Source organism: Luteimonas sp. Soil_C_5, assembly GCF_057656615.1.
In genome coordinates, this window is the sequence record NZ_JBDGKA010000004.1 from 1 (window position 1) to 22,631 (window position 22,631).

The 22,631-nt window shown below is 70.6% G+C and carries 20 protein-coding genes; 9 read left to right on the forward strand and 11 right to left on the reverse strand.

Features of this window, described 5'->3' with window-relative positions; genetic code table 11:
- The 9 genes from AC3A5K_RS11855 to AC3A5K_RS11895 all read right to left on the reverse strand — a co-directional run.
- Nucleotides 1–214 (reverse strand): hypothetical protein (locus AC3A5K_RS11855; RefSeq protein WP_487617745.1); only part of this gene is annotated, 214 nt, incomplete at its 3' end.
- Nucleotides 215–293: 79 nt separating this feature from the next.
- The gene (locus AC3A5K_RS11860; RefSeq protein WP_487617746.1) at nt 294–731 is read right to left on the reverse strand and encodes a hotdog family protein; all 438 of its coding nucleotides are present in this window, start codon (nt 729–731) and stop codon (nt 294–296) included.
- A complete protein-coding gene (locus AC3A5K_RS11865; protein WP_487617747.1) occupies nt 728–3,118 on the reverse strand; it encodes an MMPL family transporter in 2,391 nt (796 codons plus the stop codon). Before AC3A5K_RS11865 ends, AC3A5K_RS11860 begins: the two co-directional genes overlap by 4 nt.
- A complete protein-coding gene (locus tag AC3A5K_RS11870) occupies nt 3,115–3,849 on the reverse strand; it encodes a LolA-related protein (RefSeq protein ID WP_487617748.1) in 735 nt (244 codons plus the stop codon). Before AC3A5K_RS11870 ends, AC3A5K_RS11865 begins: the two co-directional genes overlap by 4 nt.
- The gene (locus AC3A5K_RS11875; RefSeq protein ID WP_487617749.1) at nt 3,764–4,750 is read right to left on the reverse strand and encodes a lysophospholipid acyltransferase family protein; all 987 of its coding nucleotides are present in this window, start codon (nt 4,748–4,750) and stop codon (nt 3,764–3,766) included. The genes AC3A5K_RS11870 and AC3A5K_RS11875 overlap by 86 nt, the downstream gene beginning before the upstream one ends.
- Nucleotides 4,747–5,055, reverse strand: coding sequence for an ApeI family dehydratase (locus tag AC3A5K_RS11880; protein WP_487617750.1), 309 nt, complete (start codon nt 5,053–5,055; stop codon nt 4,747–4,749). The genes AC3A5K_RS11875 and AC3A5K_RS11880 overlap by 4 nt, the downstream gene beginning before the upstream one ends.
- Nucleotides 5,052–5,780, reverse strand: coding sequence for a lysophospholipid acyltransferase family protein (locus tag AC3A5K_RS11885; protein ID WP_487618203.1), 729 nt, complete (start codon nt 5,778–5,780; stop codon nt 5,052–5,054). Before AC3A5K_RS11885 ends, AC3A5K_RS11880 begins: the two co-directional genes overlap by 4 nt.
- Before the next feature lie 104 nt (nt 5,781–5,884).
- Nucleotides 5,885–6,568 carry a COG4648 family protein gene (locus tag AC3A5K_RS11890; protein WP_487617751.1) on the reverse strand — a complete coding sequence of 228 codons (684 nt, stop codon included), beginning with the start codon at nt 6,566–6,568 and terminating at the stop codon, nt 5,885–5,887.
- Nucleotides 6,565–6,834 carry a phosphopantetheine-binding protein gene (locus tag AC3A5K_RS11895; RefSeq protein ID WP_487617752.1) on the reverse strand — a complete coding sequence of 90 codons (270 nt, stop codon included), beginning with the start codon at nt 6,832–6,834 and terminating at the stop codon, nt 6,565–6,567. The genes AC3A5K_RS11890 and AC3A5K_RS11895 overlap by 4 nt, the downstream gene beginning before the upstream one ends.
- A 138-nt stretch (nt 6,835–6,972) precedes the next feature.
- Here AC3A5K_RS11895 and AC3A5K_RS11900 point away from each other — a divergent pair, with 138 nt between their 5' ends.
- The 3 genes from AC3A5K_RS11900 (at nt 6,973) to hemB (ending at nt 10,794) form a co-directional block, all read left to right on the forward strand.
- Nucleotides 6,973–8,352, forward strand: a complete 1,380-nt coding sequence (locus AC3A5K_RS11900; RefSeq protein ID WP_487617753.1) for an NAD(P)/FAD-dependent oxidoreductase — start codon at nt 6,973–6,975, stop codon at nt 8,350–8,352.
- Entirely contained in the window at nt 8,349–9,380 is a 1,032-nt protein-coding gene (locus tag AC3A5K_RS11905; RefSeq protein ID WP_487617754.1) for a chorismate transformation FkbO/Hyg5 family protein, read from the forward strand. Before AC3A5K_RS11900 ends, AC3A5K_RS11905 begins: the two co-directional genes overlap by 4 nt.
- A gap of 421 nt (nt 9,381–9,801) precedes the next feature.
- On the forward strand, nt 9,802–10,794 hold the full coding sequence (gene hemB / locus AC3A5K_RS11910; protein WP_487617755.1) for a porphobilinogen synthase: 993 nt from the start codon (nt 9,802–9,804) through the stop codon (nt 10,792–10,794).
- Nucleotides 10,795–10,875: 81 nt separating this feature from the next.
- Here hemB and AC3A5K_RS11915 read toward each other — a convergent pair whose 3' ends face one another.
- Entirely contained in the window at nt 10,876–14,232 is a 3,357-nt protein-coding gene (locus AC3A5K_RS11915; RefSeq protein ID WP_487617756.1) for a S8 family serine peptidase, read from the reverse strand.
- Nucleotides 14,233–14,507: 275 nt separating this feature from the next.
- Here AC3A5K_RS11915 and aroE point away from each other — a divergent pair, with 275 nt between their 5' ends.
- Nucleotides 14,508–15,356: a shikimate dehydrogenase gene (gene aroE / locus AC3A5K_RS11920; protein WP_487617757.1), complete on the forward strand. Its 849-nt coding sequence runs from the start codon at nt 14,508–14,510 to the stop codon at nt 15,354–15,356.
- Between the two features lie 13 nt (nt 15,357–15,369).
- Nucleotides 15,370–15,639: a YkgJ family cysteine cluster protein gene (locus AC3A5K_RS11925; protein ID WP_487617758.1), complete on the forward strand. Its 270-nt coding sequence runs from the start codon at nt 15,370–15,372 to the stop codon at nt 15,637–15,639.
- Between the two features lie 1,202 nt (nt 15,640–16,841).
- Here the strand turns inward: AC3A5K_RS11925 and AC3A5K_RS11930 are convergent.
- A complete protein-coding gene (locus AC3A5K_RS11930; RefSeq protein ID WP_487617759.1) occupies nt 16,842–18,470 on the reverse strand; it encodes a Na+/H+ antiporter in 1,629 nt (542 codons plus the stop codon).
- A gap of 119 nt (nt 18,471–18,589) precedes the next feature.
- Between AC3A5K_RS11930 and AC3A5K_RS11935 the strand changes: the two genes are divergently transcribed.
- The 4 genes from AC3A5K_RS11935 (at nt 18,590) to AC3A5K_RS11950 (ending at nt 22,575) form a co-directional block, all read left to right on the forward strand.
- Nucleotides 18,590–20,617, forward strand: coding sequence for a M3 family metallopeptidase (locus AC3A5K_RS11935; protein ID WP_487617760.1), 2,028 nt, complete (start codon nt 18,590–18,592; stop codon nt 20,615–20,617).
- 153 nt (nt 20,618–20,770) lie between these two features.
- Nucleotides 20,771–21,511: a hypothetical protein gene (locus AC3A5K_RS11940; protein WP_487617761.1), complete on the forward strand. Its 741-nt coding sequence runs from the start codon at nt 20,771–20,773 to the stop codon at nt 21,509–21,511.
- A 79-nt stretch (nt 21,512–21,590) separates the two neighbouring features.
- The gene (locus AC3A5K_RS11945) at nt 21,591–21,977 is read left to right on the forward strand and encodes an EF-hand domain-containing protein (protein ID WP_487617762.1); all 387 of its coding nucleotides are present in this window, start codon (nt 21,591–21,593) and stop codon (nt 21,975–21,977) included.
- Between the two features lie 91 nt (nt 21,978–22,068).
- On the forward strand, nt 22,069–22,575 hold the full coding sequence (locus AC3A5K_RS11950) for a hypothetical protein (protein ID WP_487617763.1): 507 nt from the start codon (nt 22,069–22,071) through the stop codon (nt 22,573–22,575).
- The last annotated feature ends 56 nt before the right edge of the window (nt 22,576–22,631 follow it).

Below are 22,631 nucleotides of genomic sequence, written 5' to 3' on the forward strand. Positions count from 1 at the left end.
CAAACTCGCTGCGCTCAGACATGGGCTGCTCTTCGGCCCCGACGCCCTGCGATGCTCGGCTCGCTTTACGGCTCGATACGTCAAAGGCTGAAAGCCAGAGCAAAGCAAAGCCAAGCCAAGCCAAGGCCACAGCAAAAGCCAAAGCGACGGCGAAGAAACGGAGGAAAAATGAACGCAGGTGCAGGTGCAGGTGCAGGTGCAGAAGCGAGGGCAATGAAGCAACGCTACAACTGGAGCGCCGAAAGCACCTTCTCAACGCCAGCCACGCCGCACGAAACGCAGCGCGTCCCTACTTACGCCGCCCCCAACATCACCGCCGCCCGACCTTCCGCCAACACCACGCCATCGCACTCGATGCGGAATGCGTACTGCTGGCTGTCCTCCGACTCCACCAGCACTTCGGCAGTGCAGACGAGATCGCCTGCCAGATCGTCGATGCGGGCGGCATGCAGCTGCACGCCGCGCAAGGCGACCAGCATGCCCGGACGCACCGGGGCGCCGCTGTCGCGGGCGCGCAGGCCACCGTGCACGGCCATCGCCTGGGCGCCGTATTCGCACAGATGCAGCGCGCGCAGGCGGCCATCACTGCGCAGGGGATTGGCCGGGTCCCGGTGGGAGGCGCTGCGCAGGATCACCTGCGCGTCGTCCCAGGCGGTGACCGCATCCCACAGGCACATCGCACCCTGGTGCGGAATCATCGCCATGATCGTGGCGCGATCGACGTGGCTCATGCGATCGGCGCCGGTTCGGCGCGGGCCGCGTCGATCGCGGCGCGGTGGCGTGCGACCAGCAACGACAGCACGAAGTTGCAGACCACGCCGAGCGCGACCGTGCTGCCGATCGCGCGCAGCACCGGGATCGACGACAGCGCGAGCAGGCTGAAGACCAGCAGCGTCATCAGGCTGCAGACGATGATCGCGTGCAGCGTGCGGATCTGGTCGGCGCGGTCGTCGCCGGCATGTTCGAAGAACAGCGCGTAGTCGAGCCCAAGGCCCGCGGCGAGGATCAGCGCGACGAGGTGGAACAGCGTGAGTTCGACCCCGGCCAGGCGCAGCACCGCGACGATCACCAGCAATGTCAGCAGCGTCGGCAGCAGCACGCGCCACACGCGTCGCGGCTGGCGCAACGCGATCCACACCGTGGCCACCAGCAGCACCAGGGCGAGCGCCATCGCCGCGAGCACGCGGCCGCGGTATTCGATCACCAGCGATTCGGACGCATCCTTCATGTCGAGCAGGCGCAACTCGGCGCCGGGCGCCTGTGTCTGCGCGGCCAACGCGACCAGATCGGCCGGATCGTCGAGGCCGCTCAGCGACACCAGGGCGGTGGCGCGATCCGGATGCACCAGCAGCAGGCCCGAGACCGCGCTCGCGAGCGGCGAGCCCTGCAGGTCCGCCAGCGTGAGCGGCGGCGCGGTGCGCGCGCGTTCGACGTCGGCGAGGAACGGCGCGAACGCCTCCGGCAGGAACGGCGAATCGACCAGCACCTCGTCGAGCAGCGCGCGCAGGGTCGGCGTGTCCGGCAGCGCGGCCTGGCGGGCGCGCTGGACGTCGGCATCGGGCAGGTAGCGTGCGGCCATGTCGTAGCCGTCGAGGCGACCGTCGGCGACGCGGGCGTCGAGCGCCGGACGCAGCGCCGAGGTCGCCGCCAGCACCGCGTCGGGCGCCGTGCCCTGCGCCACCAGCACGTAACGCACGTCGGGCGCGCCCAGTTCGGCGCGCAGTTCGGTGTCCAGCGCCATCGCGTCCGCATCGACCGGCGTCAGCTTGGACAGGTCGTTCTGCCAGGTCGGGCCGGGCGCGAAGGCGATCGCCGCGACGCTGGCCGCGGCCAGCACGGCCAGCGACCACTTCGGACGCGGCAGCGCTTCGATCCGGTGCCAGAGGCGCTGCAGGCGCGGCGAATCGGCGATGTCGGGCGGCGCCGGATCGACCAGGCCCGGCAGCAGGTAGCGCGTGACCAACGCGGCCACGGCCAGCGCGGCGACAGTGAACACCGCCAGCTGGCGCAGGCCGTCGACACCGGAGAACAGGAACGTCGCGTAGGCAATGCAGGTCGCGATCACACCGGTCGACAGCGCCGGCCACAGCCCGCGCACATTCTTCCACGGCGACAGGCCGGCGCGCTGGTGGCTGAAGAAGTGGATCGGGTAATCCTGCACCACGCCGATCAGGGTGAACCCGAACGCGATGGTGATGCCGTGCACGCCGCCGGGAAACAGCAGCGCGACCGCGCCGAGGCCGGCGATGCCGGCGCTGGCCAGCGGCAGCGCGCCGAGCAGCGGCATCTTCCAGCTGCGGTAGGCCAGCAGCAGCAGGATCACCAGGCCGATGGTGTCGGCCAGGCCGATCCGCTGCGCCTCGCGCCGCGTGCGACCGCCGATGTCGACCGAGAACGCGCCGGGTCCGGTCATCTGCAGGGTGGCCGCACTGTCGCCGCGCGCAGCGTCGAAGGCGCCGCGGATCGTGTCGACGGCGTCCAGCTGCCCGGTCGGATCGAAGCCCGCCGCGCGGGTTTCGACCAGCAGCAGGGCGCGTTCGCCGGCACGGTCGAACCAGACGTCGAACAGCCGCTGCGGCGCCGCGGCCGGCGCCCAGCCTTCGGCCAGCACCAGGGTTTCCAGCGTCGGGTCCGAGGGCAGCAGCGGCTCGACCAGCCCGGCCGCCGGCGAGCCGAGGTCCTGCAGCCGCGCATCGAAGGCATCGCGCAGCGCATCGGCGTCGAGCGGCGTCTCGTCGAACGACGGCGTCAGCAGATAGCGGTAGGGCAGCAGTTCGGCGGGAAATGCCGACAGATCGGCATCGGCGCCATTGGCGACGACCGTGAAGCGATCGTCCGACGCGAGCGCCGCGTGCAGCGCATGGGACTGGTCGGCCAGCACCTCGGGCGCATCGCCCGAGACCGCAAGCAGCAACAGGCGCGACCCCGGGCCTTCGCCCAGTTCGTCGATCAGCAGCTTCTGCTCCGGCGTGCGCGCGTCGGGCAGGAACCGGCGCAGGTCACCGCTGAATTCCAGGCGCGCCGCGATCAGCCAGCCGGCCAGCAGCAGCACGACCAGCCAGGCGACGGCCAGCGCCAGGCGCAGGCCGGGACGCTGCAGCAGCGCGTCACGGATCAACGCGGCACGTCGCGGCAGGCGCGCAGGGCGTCGTCGAGGGAGGCGAGTTCACCGGCGCCGCTGGCCGCGCCGCCCAGCAACGTGGGCTGCGGATCGCCCTGCTTGGGGCGGGTCTCGATGCAGCGCAGCTCGTCGTCGCGGCCGCGCAGCACCACCGCGGCGATGCGCGTGGCCGTGCGCGCATCGCGCGGGGTGAGCGTCATCGTCCAGTCGGCGGGCACGCCGTCGGCTTCGATCGCGTAATGCGTTTCGAGCAGGGTGCGGTCGCCCGACAGCAGCGCGCCGAAGCTGCCCTGCAGCGCGGCGAGCTCCGGCACGCGGGCCAGCGAGGCGGTGCGCGGCGAACGGCCGGCGCGCGCGACGACGGCTTCGCCATCGCGGATCGTCGTGGTTTCGGCGTACGGCACGCGGACCTCGCGCACCAGGGTGTCGGCGTCCGGCCGGCGGTATTCGCCCGACACCACCAGCGGCCGGCGCAGGGTCGCCGAGAGGCGCAGTTCCAGGAATGGCGTGGACTGCGGCGGCGGCCGGGTCAGCCGGTGCAGGATCCAGTCGGCGTCGACCTCGCGGCCACGCGCGGCGACCGGTGGCGGCACACGATCGCGCGACTGGTCGGCGCGCGGCGCAGGACGCGCCTGCGAAGGCTCAGCGGCCTGCGGAGCGGCCCAGACCGGAAGCGTCAGCAGCAGTGTCGTCAGCAGCAGGCAGGCGCGCGGCCGCGGGCGGCACATCGTCGTCGCGTTTCCAGAAGTCATAGAAGTTGAACCAGTTGTAGGGGGCACTGCGGACGTGATGTTCGAGCCGCTCCGCATAACCCCGGATGAGCGCGGTGACGCCGGCCTGGCGCTCGCGTCGCGACAGCGCGACGCCTTCGCTGAAGGGTTCGAACATCAGGTCGTAGCGGCGGCCACCACGGTACAGCCCGAAGGCCAGCATCACCGGCACCTTGAGCACCGCAGCCAGCAGCCACGGCGCGACCGGGAATTCCGCCGGCGCGCCGAGGAAGGGCACGCTCTGGGTCGGGCCGCCTTCCTGGCTGCGGTCGACCAGCAGCGCGACCATCGCGCCCTCGTCCAGCGCCGCGCCGATCGCCAGCGCGACCGAGGGGCCGTCCTGGCTGGCGTCGATCACCGTCGCGGCGATCTCGGGATTCAAGGTATCCAGCAGCTCGGTGATCGCCTTGCCGTGGGCCTTGTCCAGCACCACCCGGATCGCATATTCCTTGCGCTGCCGCGACAGCACGCGCAGCACTTCGAAGCTGCCCAGATGCGAGCCGTACAGCAGCACGCCGCGGCCGGCGTCGAGATGCCGGTGCAGCGTGTCCAGGCCCGTGGTGCGCACGTCGAAACGGCGGGTGTTCTCGCTGAGCAGGAACAGCCGGTCGAGGATGGTCGAGGCGAAGGTGTGGAAGTGGCGCCCGACCTCGAGCAGCGTCGCCGGACGTCCGAACACCCGGCTCAGATACGCGCGCGAATCGCGCCGCTCGGCACCCCGGCGCAGCATGAAGTACAGCGTCACCGGATACAGCAGCAGGCGCGTCGGCGCACGTCCGCAATAAGTGGCGAAGGCGCGCATCACGGTCAGGGCGAAGCGGCCGCCGCCTTCGCGGCGCGCCTTCCAGCCGGCGCTCATGCCGCGTTGCCCGCCACGACATCACCGCTGGCCAGCAGGACGCCGTCGCGTTCCACGCGGAAACGCCAGCGCGTGCCGGCATCGACGGGCGTCGCGTCCAGCGCGATCTCGGCGGTCTCGTCGGGGGCCAGCGGCTGCACGAACTTGACCTGCGGCAGGCGCAGCGCGCCCAGCGGCCCGTGTTCGGCTTCGATCGCTGCGACCACGTGATCCAGGATCACCACGCCCGGCACCAGCGGCCGACCGGGAAAATGTCCCGGCAGGCACGGATGCGTGCCCGGGACGACGAACGTACACCGGCTCATGGACGGGACGACCGCCCCAGCATCGCCGCGACGGCGTCCTGCGCCTCGCGTGCGAGCGCCTGGCGACCGGCCGCGCCGACGCGGTCGGCCACCGCGAGCGGACGCCCCACCGTGGCCCGCATCGGGCCGCGGCTCACGCGGAAGAAGCCACGGGCCGGCAGCACCGCGCCGGTGCCGTGCAGCGCGATCGGCAGCACTTCGACGCCGGCATCGATCGCCGCCTGGAACGAGCCGGACTTGAACTCGCCCAGACGCCCGTCACGGGTGCGCGTGCCTTCGGGGAACAGGCACAGCGACTGGTCCTCGCGCAGCACGCCGGCGACCTGGCGCCGCAGCTGCGGACCGGCGCGGCGATCGTCGCGGGTGATGAACAGCATGCCGGTCGCACGCGCGTAGCCGCACAGCAGCGGCACGCGGCGCATTTCTTCCTTCAGCAGGAAACGCAGCGGCACCGGCACGGCCATGAACAGCACGCAGATGTCGAGCAGCGATTCGTGGTTGGCGACGATCAGGTACGGCCGCGACCAGTCGATCGATTCCGCGCCCTCCACCGTCAATCCGCCGGCGGGGCCGACCAGTCCCGGCGCCCAGTGCGTGCGCGCCATGTCCAGCGCGAGATCGCGCCGTCCGGTCAGGGTCTGGCGCAGCAGCGCCACGCTGATCCACCAGGCCGTCCAGGCCAGGGTGAATGCGAATTCGAGCACGTTCAGCACCCGCCGTGACATCTCGGCGATGGCGGGCGCTACGGCGTCGGCACGGGTCTGTCGGTATTCCATCTCGGACATAGGATAGCGTTTGCTGCGTGTGAAGACGGGTCGACTGGCGCGCATCAGCGCAGCAGGTCACGCCAGAACATCGGCCCGAGTCCGGCCAGCTTGCGCAGGAAATCGAAAAAACTGTGGTAGCGCCCGGGAAAACGCCGCTTGCGCACCGCGAACTCGATCAGGAAGAACCCGCCGATCACGCCGTAGTTGAGCAGGTTGGCGCACCAGGACCACTGCTCCCAGGTGATCGGCAACGGCGAGGCCACGCCGACGCTTTCCAGCAGCCCCGCAGGACTGGCCAGCATCGCCAGCAGCAGGTTGGCGCCGGCCATACCGGTCAGCGCCACGGCCCAGGCCGCGGTCAGGGTGCGGGTGTACTGGCGCAGCTCGGGCTCGATCGAAGCCGGCGTGCCGCCCTCGATGCCGGCGACGATCCGGGTGATCAGTGGCTCGGAACCGGCGCGCAGCGTGCGCGCGAAGATCCACGCGATCGCCAGCACGAACACCACCGGCACCAGCAGCAGGGGCAATGCCGCGTGCCCGGCCGTGTACAGCGCCCAGGCGCCCCAGCAGGCCAGCGGCAGCGTGAGCCAGGCCCACAGCCGCCGCCCCAGCAGCGGTTCGACGAGCATCATCGCGATCAGCACGCCCAGCGCACCCAGCGCGCAGGCATCGCTCTGCCACAGGCTGGCGAGGTGGGCCAGCGCGGCGTAGGCCAGCGCCAGCAGCAGTTGCAGCAGCAGGATCAAGTGGTGCGGTGCTGTTCGATATGCGCCGACAGCGCGCGCAGCGAGGCGAAGATCTGACGGTTCTCGTCGTTGTCCGAACGCAGCTGGAAGCCGTAGCGCTTGCTGATCGCCAGCGCCAGCTCCAGTGCATCGATCGAATCGAGGCCGAGTCCGGCATTGAACAGCGGCGCCTCGGGATCGATGTCGCCTGCCTGGGTGTCCTCCAGGTTCAGACTTTCGACCAGCAGTTCGGCGAGCGCGTGCTCGGCATCGGTTTGGGCGGACATTGCGGAATTCCGTGGACGTGGCAGGGCTGTCACGATCCGGCATCGGCCCGGCCTGCGCAAGCACGCATTCGCCCGCCGGACGCACGGAATGCTTCCGTTTATGATGCGCGCCTGCCCGTACAGCACGACGATGACCGGATGAGTTGCACCGCACCTGCCGCCGCCAGCCCCGATCCGGCCAGCCTCGAAGTCGACGTTCTGGTGATCGGCGGCGGTCCGGCCGGCACCACCGCGGCCACCCTGCTGGCCCGCCAGGGCCGCTCCGTGCTGCTGCTGGAGAAGGACGCCCATCCGCGTTTCCACATCGGCGAATCGCTGTTGCCGATGAACCTGCCGATCCTCGAACGCCTGGGCGTGCTGGAGCAGGTGCGCGCGATCGGCGTGCTCAAGCTCGGCGCCGACTTCCCGGTGCACGATGCGGACGACACCACCCACGTGTTCCGGTTCGAACGCGCGCTCGATCCGAAGTTCGGCTACGCCTTCCAGGTGCGCCGCTCGGAATTCGACGCGCTGCTGTTCGAGAACGCGCGCGCCAACGGCGTCGATGCGCGGATGCAGGTGCGGGTGGAATCGCTCGAACACGACGCCGGCGGCCGGCCCGTGGGCGCCACCGCACGCGCCGCCGACGGCAGCGCGCTGCAGGTGAAGATGCGCTATCTGGTCGATGCCAGCGGCCGCGACACCTTCGTCGGCAACCGTCTGAAGCTGAAGCGCAAGAGCGCGCAGCACCAGTCGGCGGCGATCTTCAGCCACTTCCGCGGCGTGCAGCGCCGCGAGGGCGACGACGCCGGAAACATCACCGTCGATCGCTTCGCCCACGGCTGGTACTGGCTGATCCCGCTGCCCGACGACGTCATGAGCATCGGCGCGGTGTGCTTCCCCGAATACCTGAAGCAGCGCCGCAGCGACGGCAATGCCGGGCGGTCCAACGAGGACTTCCTCATGCAGACGCTGCTGCAGACACCGTCGGTGGCCAGCCGCATGCAGCAGGCCGAGCGCATCGCGCCGGTGCACGCCACCGGCAACTATTCCTATGCCTGCACGCAGATGAGCGGCCCGGGCTGGGTGATGGCGGGCGATGCCTATGCCTTCATCGACCCGGTGTTCTCGTCCGGCGTGTATCTGGCGATGAACAGCGCCGAGCATGCAGCGTCGGTGGTCGACGGTGCGCTGCGCGAGCCCGCGCGCGAGGCGCAGCTGCAGCGCGCGATGAGCCGCCGCCTGCGCCGCGGTCTCAAGCACTTCAGCTGGTTCATCCATCGCTTCACCACGCCGGTGATGCAACGGCTGTTTGCCGCGCCGCGCAACGACTGGCAGCTCGAACAGGCCGTCATCTCGATGCTGGCCGGCGATGTCTTCGACAACCGCGCGGTGATCAAGCGCCTGCGGCTGTTCCGTCTGGTCTATGCGGTCAATGCGATCGCGATCGCGCCGAGCGCGCTGCGCGGCTGGTTCGCGCGGCGCCGCCAGGTCGGCGCGCGTTTCAGCGGCGACACGCTGCACGAGGGCAATCCATGAGTCGTCCCCACCCCCTCGGCGTGCCGCCGGGCGCACCGCGCCTGCGCGTCGAATACGTCGACGCCGCGCCCGCGGCCCTGCTCGCGGGCGACGATGTGCTGGCCGTGCTCGGCTTCGGCAGCGATGCGCCGCACGTCGACGATCCGCGCTACCTGCGCGTGCCGCTGCAGCCGCACGGCGCGGCGCCGCTCGAGGTCTGGCATGCGCAGGCGCCGGTGCACGCGGGTCGCGATGGCGAGATCGCCTGGTCCTGCGACGGCGAGCTGCTGTTCGGCGCGATCGAGGTCGACGAGCCGGAAGGCCACACCGGCGACGGCGACCACAGCGGCATCCTGCTGGCTGCCGAGCACGCGTATCGCCAGATGTCGCGCTTCATCGAAGGCAGCGACTATCCGCACCTGCTGCGGATCTGGAACTACCTCGACGCGATCACCCACGGCGACGGCGACACCGAGCGCTACCGCCAGTTCTGCGTGGGCCGTGCGCGGGGGCTGGGCCGCTTCGACACCTCGAACCTGCCGGCCGCGACCGCGATCGGCCGCTGCGACGATGCGCGCACGATCCAGGTGTACTGGCTGGCCGCGCGCGTGCCGGGCACGCCGGTCGAGAATCCGCGTCAGGTCAGCGCCTACCAGTACCCGCGCGAGTACGGCCCGCAGTCGCCGAGTTTCGCCCGCGCCATGCTGCCGCCCGCCGGCAGCGCGATGCCGCTGATGCTCTCGGGCACCGCCAGCGTCGTCGGCCATGCCTCGCAGCACGAAGGCGAGCTGCTGGCCCAGCTCGACGAGACCTTCGCCAACTTCGATGCCCTGATCGCGTCCGCACGCCAGCGTCATCCCGACCTGCCGGCCGAATTCGGCCCCGGCTCGCGGCTCAAGGTCTACGTCCGCGACGCCGAGGACCTGCCGATCGTCGCCGACGCCTTGGACGCCCGCTTCGGCGACCGCGTGCCGCGCGTGGTGCTGCACGCGGCGATCTGCCGCCGCGAGCTGGCGCTGGAGATCGACGGCGTGCACGACGCCGGCTGAGGCCGGACGGCAGCGCCTGCGCGGGGCATTCCGTGCAGTCGCATTGCGACCGGGACGGCGGCGTGCCGGTCTCGGCGCGCCGGCGCGCATCAAGCTTCGCGACCAAGGTCGCGCCCACACCCTGCAATTGCCGTGCGGGCTCCGTGAGCGCGCGCATGTGCCGACAGGTCCCGACGGGCGCACCGGCTGTGGTGCCACAGGCAGCATCGCGAGCGGGGCCGCGCCCGCAGCATCCGGGCGATCTCGCAGCACCTTCTGCGCGCGCGCTCGCGCGCAGACCTGGCCCGCTGATCCTGGCCGACCGGCCGGTGCGGCCAGGCCCCGGACTCTGGTCACCCGCATCCGCTCCGGCATCGTCCAGGCAGCTCCTGCGACCCCGCGTCGCACGGCCGTCTGCCGGCGCCCGCGTAGAATCCGCGCCATGACCCGACTCGATACCCGCATGCGGCGGATGCGCCGCGACGACTTCTCGCGCCGGCTGATGCGCGAAGCCACGCTGACCGCCGACGACCTGATCTATCCGGTCTTCGTGCACGAGGCCGATGGCCGCGTCGCCATTCCGTCGATGCCCGGCGTCGAGCGCCTGTCGATCGACGAACTCCTGCGCGTCGCCGAGACCGCGAGCGAACTGCGCATTCCGGCACTCGCGCTGTTCCCGGTTACCGCGCCCGAAGCCAAGTCGCTCGATGCCATTGCTGCCTGGGACGACGACGGCCTGTGCCAGCGCGCGATCCGCGCCCTGAAGTCGCGCTTCCCGGAGCTCGGCGTCATCACCGACGTCGCGCTCGACCCCTATACCTCGCACGGCCAGGACGGCATCACCGATGCCGACGGCTATGTGGTCAACGACATCACCGTCGACGCGCTGGTGCAGCAAGCCCTGAGCCACGCGCGCGCCGGCGCCGACGTGGTGGCGCCCAGCGACATGATGGACGGACGCATCGGCGCGATCCGCGAGGCGCTCGAGACCGACGGCCACGTGCACACGCGCATCCTCAGCTACGCGGCCAAGTACGCCAGCGCGTTCTACGGCCCGTTCCGCGACGCGGTGGGGTCATCCGGCGCGCTCGGCAAGGCCGACAAGTCGACCTACCAGATGGACCCGGGCAACTCGGACGAGGCGATGCGCGAGATCGCGCAGGATCTCGACGAAGGCGCGGACATGGTGATGGTCAAGCCGGGCATGCCCTACCTCGACATCGTGCGCCGCGCGAAGGACGAATTCGGCGTGCCGGTGTTCGCCTACCAGGTCAGCGGCGAGTACGCGATGTTGAAGGCCGCCGCCGCCAACGGCTGGCTGGACGAGCGCAGGTGCGCACTCGAAGCCCTGCTCGGTTTCAAGCGCGCCGGCGCCGATGGCGTGCTGACCTACTTCGCACTCGATGCGGCGCGCTGGCTGCACGCGCGCGCCTGAGTTCCGCACCGCGCGGCCGCACGGATACGCAAAAAAAAACGCCCGGGCATGCCCGGGCGTTTTCGTGGGTGACGCGCGCGGTCAGTTGACCGTCAGCACCACCGGCGTCGCCGCCTTCGGTGTGACCGGATCGTTGCTGGTCACGCAGAGGTGGCCGACATGGCGACCCGCCGGCAGGCCGGCCGCGCTGAGCGCCAGGCGGTTGGCCTGGCTGGCACCGGGCTGCACCGTGCCCGACGGCGGTGTGACCGCGCCCAGCCACGGCGCGCCGCAGCTCACCTCACCCAGGATCCGCGTCGACAGACCGCCGAACGAGGTGGTGGCGGCCCATGCGCCCACGCCGGTGCTGGCGATGGACAGCGTGGCGAAGCGGCCGTCGCCCTCGGCGGTCGCGAACCAGGCCCAGCCCGAGGCGTACGGGCCGCGAGCATAGGTCACCAGCCAGTAACGGCCGGCCGGCAGCACCACGTTCTGGTTTGCCGCGACCAGGTTCAGACCGTAGTTGGTCCCCGCCGCCGTGACGCCCGGTCCGTTGAGCGCGGAGGCGTAACGCCACACCGCGGCATCGGGCGCGGTCACCGGATTGCCGGCGGGCAGGCCGCCCACGTCCGGATAGATCGCCCAGCCGAGGCTGGTGCTGGTCGAGGTGCCGCCGACTGCGAAGCCTTCGTTGAACAGCGAGGTCAGACGCGTTTCGCCCTGCAGCACGAAGTCCTCGGCCGCGAACTGCGCCACCGGCGTGCCGGCATCGGTGCGGTACACGCTGCGGAAGCCGTTGCTGACCGCGCCGCGCAGCCGGTCTTCGACCTTCAACGCGCCTGCGCCGGTGTTGGCGACGCTGTAGACCAGCGGCGAGCCGCCGGCATTGCCGACCGAACCCAGCGCCGTGCCGGAACGTCCGGCCTGCAGCGCCAGCCCGATCGACGCCGGCAACTGCACCACCGGCGGCTGGACCGCGATCGCGATCGGCAGCACCAGCGGCGTGCGCTGCGGCCCGAGAATGGCGCCGCTCGACTCGAGCACCATCTCGCCGAAGCGCCAGTTGCCGTCGGCCGCGACGTCGCGGCTGTTGACGGTGATGCGCACCGTCGCCGTGCCGCCCGCGGGCACCTTCAGGGTCGCCGGGACCGCGGTCGCGTTGACGCCGGTGAAGCGGATGCGCCAGTTCGAGGCCGCCGCGTGCGGATTGCGGAAGGTGCGTACGAAGGTGCAGCCGGCATAGCAGTTGCGCTTCGCCAGGCTGGGCTGGTTGAGCGCCGACACGTCACCGCCCGCAGCCGGATTCGCCGCCAGGTAGTTGGCGCCGGTCTCGTGCATCACCAGACCCGCATTGATCGCCTGGTCGACCCGGATGCGGCCGCTTCCGCGGTCGAACGGCGTGCCCGGCGTGACCGTGTCTTCGCGGTACACCAGCGTCTTCGAGGTCAGGGCCAGCGCGGACTTGATCTCCGGCACCGACCACGTCGGACGCGCCTGACGGATCAGCCCGGCCGCGCCTGCCTGGTGCGGCGACGCCATCGAGGTGCCGTTGAGCAGGCCCAGCGCGTCCTCGAACCCGCTGATCGTGGTGCCGGCGGTGACCGCGAGGATGCTGACACCGGGCGCGGTGACGTCCGGCTTGACCAGATCGAAGCTGCCGGCCGGTCCGCGCGAACTGAACGACGCCAGCGCGTCGACCACATTCGGCAGTGCCAGTGGCGGATAGGCGATGCCGGCGGTGGCATCGGCATGGGCGAGCAGGAAGTCGCGCAGCTGGTTGCCTTCGACCTGCGGCACGCCGAACGCCGGCACCGAGGTGTCGGGCACCGACGGCGTCAGTGCACCCGGCTGGTTGTCGGCGATGATCACCGCGATCGCGCCGGCGGCGCTGGCGCTGTTGACCTTGATCGTGAACGAGCAGGTGCCGCGACGGACCAGCGCGATGGCGCCCTGGAAGGTGCCGGCCGGGAACGCCGTACAGGCGTCGTCGGCGGCATCGATCCGCGGGCTGACGCGCAGGGGCGTGGTCGCCGGGATCGAGGTCGTCAGCGGCACGCCGCTGCCGCCTTCGATCAGCAGCAACGGAGCCAGCGGCTCGGGCACCGGCTGCGGCCCGCTGACGTTGAGCGCGAATGCGAAGGCGCCGCGGCCGTGCTGGGACGCCGCCGTCGACGACACCCACGGCTGCAGGTGGCCCATCGTGTTCGGACCCGGGCCGCTGTTGCCGGCCGAGGCCGCGACGAAGATGCCGGCGTTGCTGGCATTGAGAAACGCCAGCGAGACCGCCTCGGTCCACGGCGTGGCACCGCCGCCGATCGAATAGTTGAGGACGTCGACGACGCCGTCGGCCACGGCCTGGTTGATCGAGGCGACAGTGGCGGTGTTCGGGCACGAGCCCTGGCCGGTCGCGGTATTGGTGTAGCAGGCGTCGAACGCGACGATGTTGCCGCGCGGGGCCACGCCCGAGATGCGCCGCGGGCTGCCGCGGAACAGCACATCGCGGTAGTTGCCCGCGACCGTCGAGGCGACATGGCTGCCGTGGGTGTTGGTGTCGCCGAAGCCGGGTTCCTCGCGGATGTTCGGCTGGCCGCAGGCGAAGGTCGGCGCGTCGCAGACGAAGTCGTAACCGCCGATCAGCTTGTCGTTGCAGCGCCCGGCATCCACGCCGCCGGCCGCGCAGGTGCCCAGATAGGTGCCGCTGCCCAGCGGATTGACGTGCTGGTAGCTGTCCACCGGATCCACGGCCGCGAACGAGGGCGCGCCGAAGTTGATGCCGGTGTCGATGATGCCGAACACCACGCCCTCGCCCTTGAAGTCGCCGGTCGCGCCGGCCCACTCGCCGTTCCAGACCGCGGGGGCGCCGATCAGCGCCGGGCCGGTATCGGTATCCAGCGCGTATTCGCGATAGGCCTCGACCAGACGCACGTCGGGCATCTGCTCGACCCGCGCCGCTTCGGCCGCGGTGAGCTCGACGACGACGCCGTTGATCGCGTGCTGCATGCGCCGCTCGACATCCAGCGGGCGCCCGGTGCGCAGCGCGATCGCGCCTTCAAGATCCGCCTGGCGGCGCTGCAGGTAGGCGACGTAGCTGCGGGCGCTGGCGCTTTTCACGTCCAGGCGCAGCTTGCCGCGCGCATCGGCGCGGCGCGCGGGCGCGGCCAGGCCGCTGACCTCACCCTGGTAGGTCGCCAGTGCGGGTTCCTCGAACACCACGATGTAGCGCTCGGGCGTGGGATCCGACGCCGCCACCGCGGTCGCCGTGCCCGGCGTGCCGGGCGGACCGGCTGCGAGCGCGACTTCGGCCGGCGCGGCGCCGAACAGCGATCCGACCCCGGCCTTGGCCGAATCGACCGCGGCCTGGACGGCCGGCACACGGGAAGGAAGTGCGGTACTTGCGACCGCGACAACAGCGAGACCGAGCAACGCGGACACCGCGCCGACCTTACGAATGCGAGACATGCGGAGGGTTCCCCGAATTGGAATCTGCCAGACCACGTGCGCACGACGCCCGGACTGCCGGACCGCCGCGGCTCCCTGTCGTGTCGACCGCCCCACAACCGACACGATGTGACGTTATATACAACTTTCTGACGCACTCGGCACAGTCCGGCGCCAGATTTTTGACAGATCGCCCCGAACCGAGCGGCTCAGGCCCCGGTTTTCGCGTGCCCGCCTTCGCGGCGCCGCCGCTAGACTGCGGCGATCCCCGCTCCGCGCGCCCTTCTGGAGACGCCATGACCCATGCCACCCGCCTCGCCGTGTTCGGACACCCCGTCGCCCACTCGCTGTCCCCGCGGATTCACGCCGCGTTCGGCCAGCAGCTCGACCGCCCGGTCGACTACACGGCGATCGACGCCGCGCCCGAGGGCTTCGAGGCGGCGCTGCAGGCCTTTGCCGCAGCCGGTGGCACGGGTGCCAACGTGACGCTGCCGCTGAAGGAGGCTGCGTTCGCGCTGGCCAACACCGCCAGCGATCGCGCCCGGCGCGCGGGCGCGGTCAATACCCTGGTCCGCGAGGGCGACGGCTGGCACGGCGAGAACACCGACGGCACCGGCCTCGTGCGTGACCTCACCGACCGCCAGGGCCTCGACCTGCGCGGCCGTCGCACCCTGCTGATCGGCGCCGGCGGCGCAGCGCGCGGCGTCGCGCCCGCCCTGCTCGACGCGGGCGTCGACGGCCTGACCGTGGTCAACCGCACGTCCACCCGCACCGACGCACTGGCCGACGCGCTCGGCGATCCGGCGCGCGTGCATCCGCGCTATCTCGAACAGCTGGGCGAGATGGGCGAGTTCGACCTGATCGTCAACGCGACCTCGGCCGGCCGCGCCGGCGTGGTCCCGGACCTGCCGCGCTCCCTGGTGGGCATGCGCACGGTGGCCGTCGATCTGAGCTACGGCGAAGCCGCGGTTCCCTTCCTCGCCTGGGCACGTGCGCATGGCGTGCGCCAGACCGTCGACGGCCTGGGCATGCTGGTCGAACAGGCCGCCGAGAGTTTCGCGCTGTGGTACGGCGAACGCCCCGAAACCGATGCCGTCTACGCCGCCCTGCTGCTGCGCACGTCCACACTGGTGACGGCCGACTGAGTCGGCCATCGCGATGACTGCGTCCACTCCGGCCTGCCGCGCCGGCTGCGCGGCCTGCTGCATCGCCCCGTCGATCACCTCGCCGATTCCGGGCATGCCGCACGGCAAACCGGCGGGCGTGGCTTGCGTGCAACTCGATGCGGATCTGCGCTGTCGGCTGTTCGGCCATCCGGACCGGCCGGCGGTGTGCGGGTCATTGCGGCCGTCGATGGACATGTGCGGCGGATCGCGGGCGTCGGCGTTTGCGATGCTCGAGCAGTTGGAGCGGTTGACGGCGCCCTGAGCGGGTGTGGTGATCGGGTGGCATGACGCGAGGGTTGGTGGTTGCGCGTAGGCGTGACGTCGCGCGTTCGACGTTGCGTTTGCGGTTTGCGGTTGGTGGTTGGTGGTTGCGGTTGGCGTTCGCGTTGGATTCTGTGTCGACAGCTGGCCCTTTCGCCGTCATTCCCGCGCAGGCGGGAATCCAGGGACCTTGCGCCTCCGAATCTCGAAGTCTCTGGATTCCCGCCTGCGCGGGAATGACGAGCTGTGGGTTCGGCTTCGGCCTTGGACGTCCTCGGCTTCGGCCTTCCTTGGCTTTGGCTTTGGCTTTGGCTTTGGCTTTGGCTGTCAGCGTTTGATCTACCGAGCCGTAAAGCGAGCCGAGCATCGCAGGGCGGCGGGGCCGAAGAGCAGCCCATGTCTGAGCGAAGCGAGTTTGGGCTGCGTGCCGCGTCAGGCGAGGCGCGCAGGGCACCGGCGCGGCGCAGCCGTGCCGGATCGCGTCCGGCGAACGGGCTTTTTGGTTCCTTTTTGGCCGGTCAAAAAGGAACTCGCACGCGTCAGCGTGCGAAAGCCGTGCAATTGATCCACCGCTCTTTTCTTGATTCGGCTTTAAATCCAATCCAATCCAGATCCGGAATCGGAATTGGAATTGGAATCGGAATCGGAATCCGCGCGAGGTGTTCGCTGTTGGGCGCGATCAGCGTCCTTGCCAAGGACAGGGCTTCCGCGCTGTCGCGCGGCTTACTTTTGTCTTGCCAAAAGTAAGCAAAAACGCCGTCGCCGGACGCGATCCGATGCGATGAAGCCGCATCGGGCCCCTGCGCTTCTCGGGCGACGGGGCACGCAGCCCAAACTCGCTGCGCTCAGACATGGGCTGCTCTCCGGCCCCGCCCCCCCTGCGATGCTCGGCTCGCTTTACGGCTCGATACGTCAAAGGCTGAAAGCCAGAGCAAGAGCCAATGCGACAGCGGGAGCAAAGGCGACCGCAACTGCGACTGCACTGCACTGCCACTGCCACTGCTACGACAACGACAACGACAACGACAACGACAACGACAACGACAACGACAACAGGCTTGTCGAAAGCCACCGCAAAAACGCGAGCGACAGGAAGCTGGGACAACCAAAAAACGGAGCACCGGCTAAAGCGGCAGAAGGAACGGAAACATCGGAAGCAGAAGCTGCCTCGCCAGAACAACGCAATACAAAAGCGCCGCCCACTTACCGATACCGCGCCTCCAGCAGATCCAGATCCCGCACCAGCCGCCGTGCGACTTCGTCTGAAATCTCACGCTGCCGCACAAGCCCATAGATGCAGTCGCGCTCGGCCGCGACCGCCGCCAGCCGCAGGGCACGCTCGGCGCTGTCCGCGCGGCGCAGTTCGGTCGCGTCGACGACGCCGCTGGTGCCGCGGCGCAGACGTTCCTGGTACAGCGCCATCACCCGCACCGCGGCGCTGGCGTAGAGGTCGGGGTCGGCCTGGGCGGCAGGCAACGCGTGCTGGGCGCGCTCGACTGCAGCCACGGCAGCAACGGCGCCGGCGTGGCGGGCGCGGTCGGTTTCCAGGTCGGGTTCGTCTTCCACCGGCAGGGTCAGGCCGCGCAGCAGGCGGGGCAGGACCACGCTGCCCAGCAGCAGCGAGACCACGATCACCGCGGCCGCCAGGAAGATCGCCAGATCGCGCGCCGGGAACGGGCTGCCGTCGGCGAGCAGCAGCGGCAGCGTGAGCACGCCGGCCAGCGTGATCGCGCCGCGGACGCCGGCCAGCGACATCGCCGCGACCAGTCGCCATTCGGGCAGGCGCCGGGCGTGCCGCCGGTACAGGCCGATGTGCAGCGACACCCACACCCAGGCGAAGCGCAGTGCGAACAGCGCGGCGTAGATCGCCAGCACGTAGACCGCCAGCCACCAGGGCGTGACGTGGCCGGCTTCGCGCACGGTGGTCGCGGCGCGTTCGACGATCCACGGCAGCTGCTCGCCCAGCAGGACGAAGATGATGCCGTTGAGCGAGAACTGCACCGTGTCCCAGACCGCGGCGCGCTGAACGCGCGTCGTGGCCAGCGCGCGGCCGCTGAATTCGACGTAGCTCATCGTGATGCCGGCCGCGACCGCGGCCAGGATCCCCGACGCGGCGACCTGTTCGGCCAGCAGGTAGGCGCCGAACGGCGTCAGCAGGCTGATCAGGATCGGCGTGCCGGCTTCCTCGCCGAAGACGCGCGACACCAGGGCATGGCCGCGGTTGATCGCCACCGTCACCGCGACGCCGATCGCCACGCCCGCCAGTGCGACCCACAGGAAGGTCAACGACGCAGTTACCAGCGAAAAACTGCCGGTCATCGCCGCGGCCACCGCGAAGCGGAAGCACACCAGGCCCGAGGCGTCGTTGAGCAGCGATTCGCCTTCGAGGATGTGCATCATCCGCGGCGGAATCGGCGCACGCGCGGCGATCGACGACACCGCGATGGGATCGGTCGGCGACAGGATCGCGGCCAGGGCGAACGCGACCGCCAGCGGCATTGCCGGGATCAGCCAGTGGATCAGCAGGCCCGCGCCGATCACGGTGAACACCACCAGGCCCAGCGCCAGCGGCAGGATCAGGCCACGATCGCGGAACAGGCCGCTCTTGGGAATCCGCCAGCCGTCGAGGAACAGCAGCGGCGGCAGGAACAGCACGAAGAACAGATGCGGGTCCAGCGCCACGCCCTGGCCGAACACGCCGGCGATGGTCGCGCCGAGCGCGATCTGCACCACCGGCAGCGGCACCGGAAACCAGCGTTGCAGCACGCGGGTCAGATAGCCGCTGACGACCACGGCCAGCAGCATCACCAGCACGACTTCGATGGAATGCATGGCCCACGCACGCACGGAAAGAGCCGCCACGATACGGCACCTGTCGCGCACCGCCGCCCCACGCGCCGCTCAGGTCCGGGCCCCTAGAATCGGACGCGTCTTCCGCACCTGCGCCCGTCATGACCAATCCCCTGCTCGACACCGCCGACCTGCCCCGCTTCGATGCGATCGAACCGGTCCACGTCCAGCCCGCACTCGATGCGCTGATCGCCGAAGCGCAGGCCGCGGTGGCCGTGGCCGGGCAGACGCAGCCGGTGGGCTGGGAGCGGGTGATCGCGCCGCTGGAGGATGCGACGGAGCGCCTCGGCCGGGCCTGGAACCAGGTCTCGCATCTCAATGCGGTGGTCAACACGCCCGAACTGCGCGCGGCCTACAACGCGGCGCTGCCGGCGGTGACCGGGTTCTTCAGCGCGCTCGGCCAGGACCAGGCGCTGTTCGCGCAGTACCAGCGGCTGGCCGACGAGGCCGACGCGCTGGGACTGGATCCGCTGCGCCGGCGCGTCGTCGATCATGCGCTGCGCGACTTCCGCCTCGGCGGCGCCGCGCTCGACGATGCCGACAAGGCCCGCTTCGCCGCGATCCGCCAGGAACTGGCGACGCTGGGCTCGACGTTCTCCGAACACGTGCTGGATGCGACCGATGCGTTTTCGCTGCAGGTCGACGACGAAGCGCGCCTGGCCGGCCTGCCGGCCGACGTCGTCGCCAACGCACGCGCGGCGTCCGAGTCCCGCGGCCACGCGGGCTGGACGCTGACCCTGCAGATGCCCTGCTACCTGCCGGTGCAGACCTACGCCGAGGACCGCGACCTGCGCGAAACGCTGTACCGCGCCTACGGCCTGCGCGCCTCGGAGTCCGGTCCCGCCGAACTCGACAACGGCCCGCTGATCGCGCGCATCCTCGCGCTGCGCGCCGAGCAGGCCGCGTTGCTGGGCCATGCGAGCTACGCCGACCTGTCGCTGGCCACCAAGATGGCCGGTACGCCGGACGAGGTGCTGACGTTCCTGCGCGACCTCGCCGCACGCGCCCGCCCGCATGCCGAGCGCGACCGCGCGGAGCTCGAAGCCTTCGCCCGCGACACCCTCGGCCTCGACACGCTGCAGCCCTGGGACATCGCCTTCGCCGGCGACCGCCTGCGCCAGGCGCGCTACGACTACTCGGCCCAAGAGGTGAAGCGCTACTTCACCGAGGACCGCGTGCTGGCCGGCCTGTTCGACGTGATCCACGCGCTGTACGGCCTGCGGGTCGAACCCGACAGCGCGCCGCTGTGGCACCCCGATGCGCGCTTCTACCGGCTGCTCGATGCCGACGGCGCGCTGGTCGGCCAGTTCTATCTCGACCTCTACGCCCGCGAGGGCAAGCGCGGCGGCGCGTGGATGGACGACTGCCGCAATCGCCGGGTGCACGGCGATCGGACGCAGACGCCGATCGTCTACCTGGTCTGCAACTTCGGCCGTGGCTCCGGTGGCGGCCCGGCGACCTTCACCCACGACGAGGTGACCACGCTGTTCCACGAGATGGGCCACGGCCTGCACCAGCTGCTGACGTCCATCGGCGAGCTGCCGATCGCCGGCATCAACGGCGTGGAATGGGACGCGGTGGAACTGCCCAGCCAGTTCATGGAGAACTTCTGTTGGGAATGGGACCGGGTGCAGGCGATGACCGCCCACGTCGACACCGGCGAGCCGCTGCCGCGGGCGCTGTTCGACCGCATACTGGCCGCGCGCAATTTCCACAGCGGGCTGCAGACGCTGCGCCAGATCGAGTTCGCGCTGTTCGACATGCAGCTGCATGCCGGCTTCGATCCGGCCCGGGACGATGCCCTGCAGCTGCTGGAGCGCGTGCGTGACGAGGTGGCGGTCAACCGCACGCCGGCCTGGCACCGGTTCCCCTACCAGTTCAGCCACATCTTCGCCGGCGGCTACGCGGCCGGGTACTACAGCTACAAATGGGCCGAGGTGCTGAGCGCGGATGCCTACGCCGCGTTCGAGGAAGCGCCCGACGACGTGGCCGCGACCGGCGCGCGCTTCCGCGACGAGGTCCTGGCGCGCGGCGGCAGCCGCGATGCGATCGAGAATTTCCGCGCGTTCCGCGGACGCGATCCGGACATCGCCGCCCTCCTGCGCCATGGCGGCATGACCGCGGCCTGAGCCCGCAGACCACCACACGCGCCCGTCACACCGGGCGCGTGTGGCGCGTTTCGACGCCAAGTCAGCGAATGCGTGCGACGCGCGGTGTCCCTTCCGACAAGGCCCTCACGCGGCCGGTGCGAGCATCCGCGCCGATTCCGCCGGAGACACCCCATGCGTCTGCTCGTCCTGTTGTGTGCGATCGCGATGCCCGCCGTCGGCTGGCTCTCGCAGACCGGGATGTTCGGACCGGACCAGGGCACGATCTCCGACCGTTATCCCACCCTGCTGGTCGCGGCCGGCTATGCGTTCTCGGTGTGGGGCCTGATCTTCCTGCTGGATGTCGCCTACGCCGCGTGGCAGGCCACGGGCACGCGCCGTCGCGATCCGCTGCTGGGTCGCATCGCACCGGTCGCGGCTGCCGGCTTCGCGCTGACCACGATCTGGATGCCGCTGTTCTCGGCCGGCATGTTCTGGACCTGCGTGGTGGTGATCTTCGCCGCGCTGGCGGCGACGGCCTGGTGCGCGCTGCAGCTTTCGACCGCCGGCGGACGCGGCCGGCGTCTGGCCTGGCTGGCGCTGTCGCTGCATGCGGGCTGGCTGTCGCTGGCCGCGTTCCTCAACCTCGCCCAGGCGATCGTCGCCTACGAGCTGCTGTCCACCAGCCGCATGCTCAATTGGACGCTGGTGCTGTGGGCGGTGGCCGCGGTGCTGCTGCTGGTGCTCAACGCGCGCATGCGCGGCAACATCGCCTATACGGCGGTGGCGGTGTGGGGCCTGTTCGCGGTGTGGTTCAAGCAGACCGGCTGGCCGCTGGTCGGGGCGACGACGTCCGCGTGGATCGCGCTCGCGATCGCCGGTGTGCTCGTGATCCAGACCGTCGCCCTGCAGTTGCGTCGACGTCGCCGGCGCTGACCCGAGCGCATTCACGTTCACGCGGCATGGGGCCGCGGCGCGGCATCGTTGGCGCCCTGTCCAGCCGAGGAGATCCGCCATGACCCTGCGCCAGCGCCTGTCCGCAGCGGCCGTTCCGTTCGCCTGTTTGCTCGCCGCGCCGTTCGCCTGGGCCCAGGTCAGCACGAGCGCGCTGGAGACCGGCGTCGATCCGCCGACGATCGCCTCGCAGTCCGGCCGCCAGACCGGCGTCGCCACCTACGGCCAGGCCAGCGGGCAGCAGGTGATCATCCGCTCCTATGAGCCGCGGTCGGTCACGGGCGACCAGTACCGCATCGATTTCGAAGCGCTCGATACCGATGGCGACGGCGTCATCAGCCGTGCCGAGGCCCGCGCGCATCCGACGCTCGACGCCGAGTTCAACGCGATCGACGTCAACCGCGACGGCCGCCTGAGCCGCGAGGAACTCGCCGGCTGGCTGCGTTGAGCACGGCGCCGGGCGTCCGCCGCCGCGGACGTTCAAACCCCGTGCGCTAGCCTATGCACCGCGCCGGACGGTTCCGGCAGCGGAGTCGATTGTGGAACACCCCCGTTTGAACCCCGACGACGGCGTGCGCCGTTCGCGCACGCCGATGCTGATCGGCGCGGTCTTCGTGCTGCTGGGCGGCATCTTCATCGGCGCGCTGACCACGACGGTGATCCTGCGCACGACCATCGGCTCGGCCGGCGACCTCAAGGCGCGCGAGGCGGTCCGCCTGCATGCGCTGCTGGAGGCGCCCGGCGGCCTGGCGCCTCCCGATGCGACCGTCGAACGCACGACTGCCGGATTCGCGTACAGCTTCGTCGTCAGCGCCGCGGCGCTGGATGCGGTGGCCTCGCTGGACGAGCGCGCGCGCATGGTCGACATCGGCCGCTGGATGGTCACGACCGGCGCGCTGGGCGACCGCGACGACGCGGTGTCACGCTGGGCGGTCATCGCCGCGCAGTGCCTGGTCGAACACGAGACGGCGCCGAAGACCGCCGCCAACTGCGTGCGCGAGCGCATGCCGCACGACGTGCCGGTGCCCGAGCACGCGCGCAGCTGACGCATCACGCCTTGCGCGGAGGCCTTGACTGCGCGCTGATGACGACGATTCCTGCG

Excerpts from the sequence above, each read along its gene's own strand:
- AC3A5K_RS11860 (WP_487617746.1), bottom strand. The coding sequence starts at position 731 with ATGAGCCACGTCGATCGCGCCACGATCATGGCGATGATTCCGCACCAG.
- AC3A5K_RS11870 (WP_487617748.1), bottom strand. The coding sequence starts at position 3,849 with ATGTGCCGCCCGCGGCCGCGCGCCTGCCTGCTGCTGACGACACTGCTG.
- AC3A5K_RS11875 (WP_487617749.1), bottom strand. The coding sequence starts at position 4,750 with ATGAGCGCCGGCTGGAAGGCGCGCCGCGAAGGCGGCGGCCGCTTCGCC.
- AC3A5K_RS11880 (WP_487617750.1), bottom strand. The coding sequence starts at position 5,055 with ATGAGCCGGTGTACGTTCGTCGTCCCGGGCACGCATCCGTGCCTGCCG.
- AC3A5K_RS11885 (WP_487618203.1), bottom strand. The coding sequence starts at position 5,780 with ATGTCACGGCGGGTGCTGAACGTGCTCGAATTCGCATTCACCCTGGCC.
- AC3A5K_RS11895 (WP_487617752.1), bottom strand. The coding sequence starts at position 6,834 with ATGTCCGCCCAAACCGATGCCGAGCACGCGCTCGCCGAACTGCTGGTC.
- AC3A5K_RS11900 (WP_487617753.1), top strand. The coding sequence starts at position 6,973 with ATGAGTTGCACCGCACCTGCCGCCGCCAGCCCCGATCCGGCCAGCCTC.
- AC3A5K_RS11905 (WP_487617754.1), top strand. The coding sequence starts at position 8,349 with ATGAGTCGTCCCCACCCCCTCGGCGTGCCGCCGGGCGCACCGCGCCTG.
- hemB (WP_487617755.1), top strand. The coding sequence starts at position 9,802 with ATGACCCGACTCGATACCCGCATGCGGCGGATGCGCCGCGACGACTTC.
- AC3A5K_RS11915 (WP_487617756.1), bottom strand. The coding sequence starts at position 14,232 with ATGTCTCGCATTCGTAAGGTCGGCGCGGTGTCCGCGTTGCTCGGTCTC.
- aroE (WP_487617757.1), top strand. The coding sequence starts at position 14,508 with ATGACCCATGCCACCCGCCTCGCCGTGTTCGGACACCCCGTCGCCCAC.
- AC3A5K_RS11925 (WP_487617758.1), top strand. The coding sequence starts at position 15,370 with ATGACTGCGTCCACTCCGGCCTGCCGCGCCGGCTGCGCGGCCTGCTGC.
- AC3A5K_RS11930 (WP_487617759.1), bottom strand. The coding sequence starts at position 18,470 with ATGCATTCCATCGAAGTCGTGCTGGTGATGCTGCTGGCCGTGGTCGTC.
- AC3A5K_RS11935 (WP_487617760.1), top strand. The coding sequence starts at position 18,590 with ATGACCAATCCCCTGCTCGACACCGCCGACCTGCCCCGCTTCGATGCG.
- AC3A5K_RS11940 (WP_487617761.1), top strand. The coding sequence starts at position 20,771 with ATGCGTCTGCTCGTCCTGTTGTGTGCGATCGCGATGCCCGCCGTCGGC.
- AC3A5K_RS11945 (WP_487617762.1), top strand. The coding sequence starts at position 21,591 with ATGACCCTGCGCCAGCGCCTGTCCGCAGCGGCCGTTCCGTTCGCCTGT.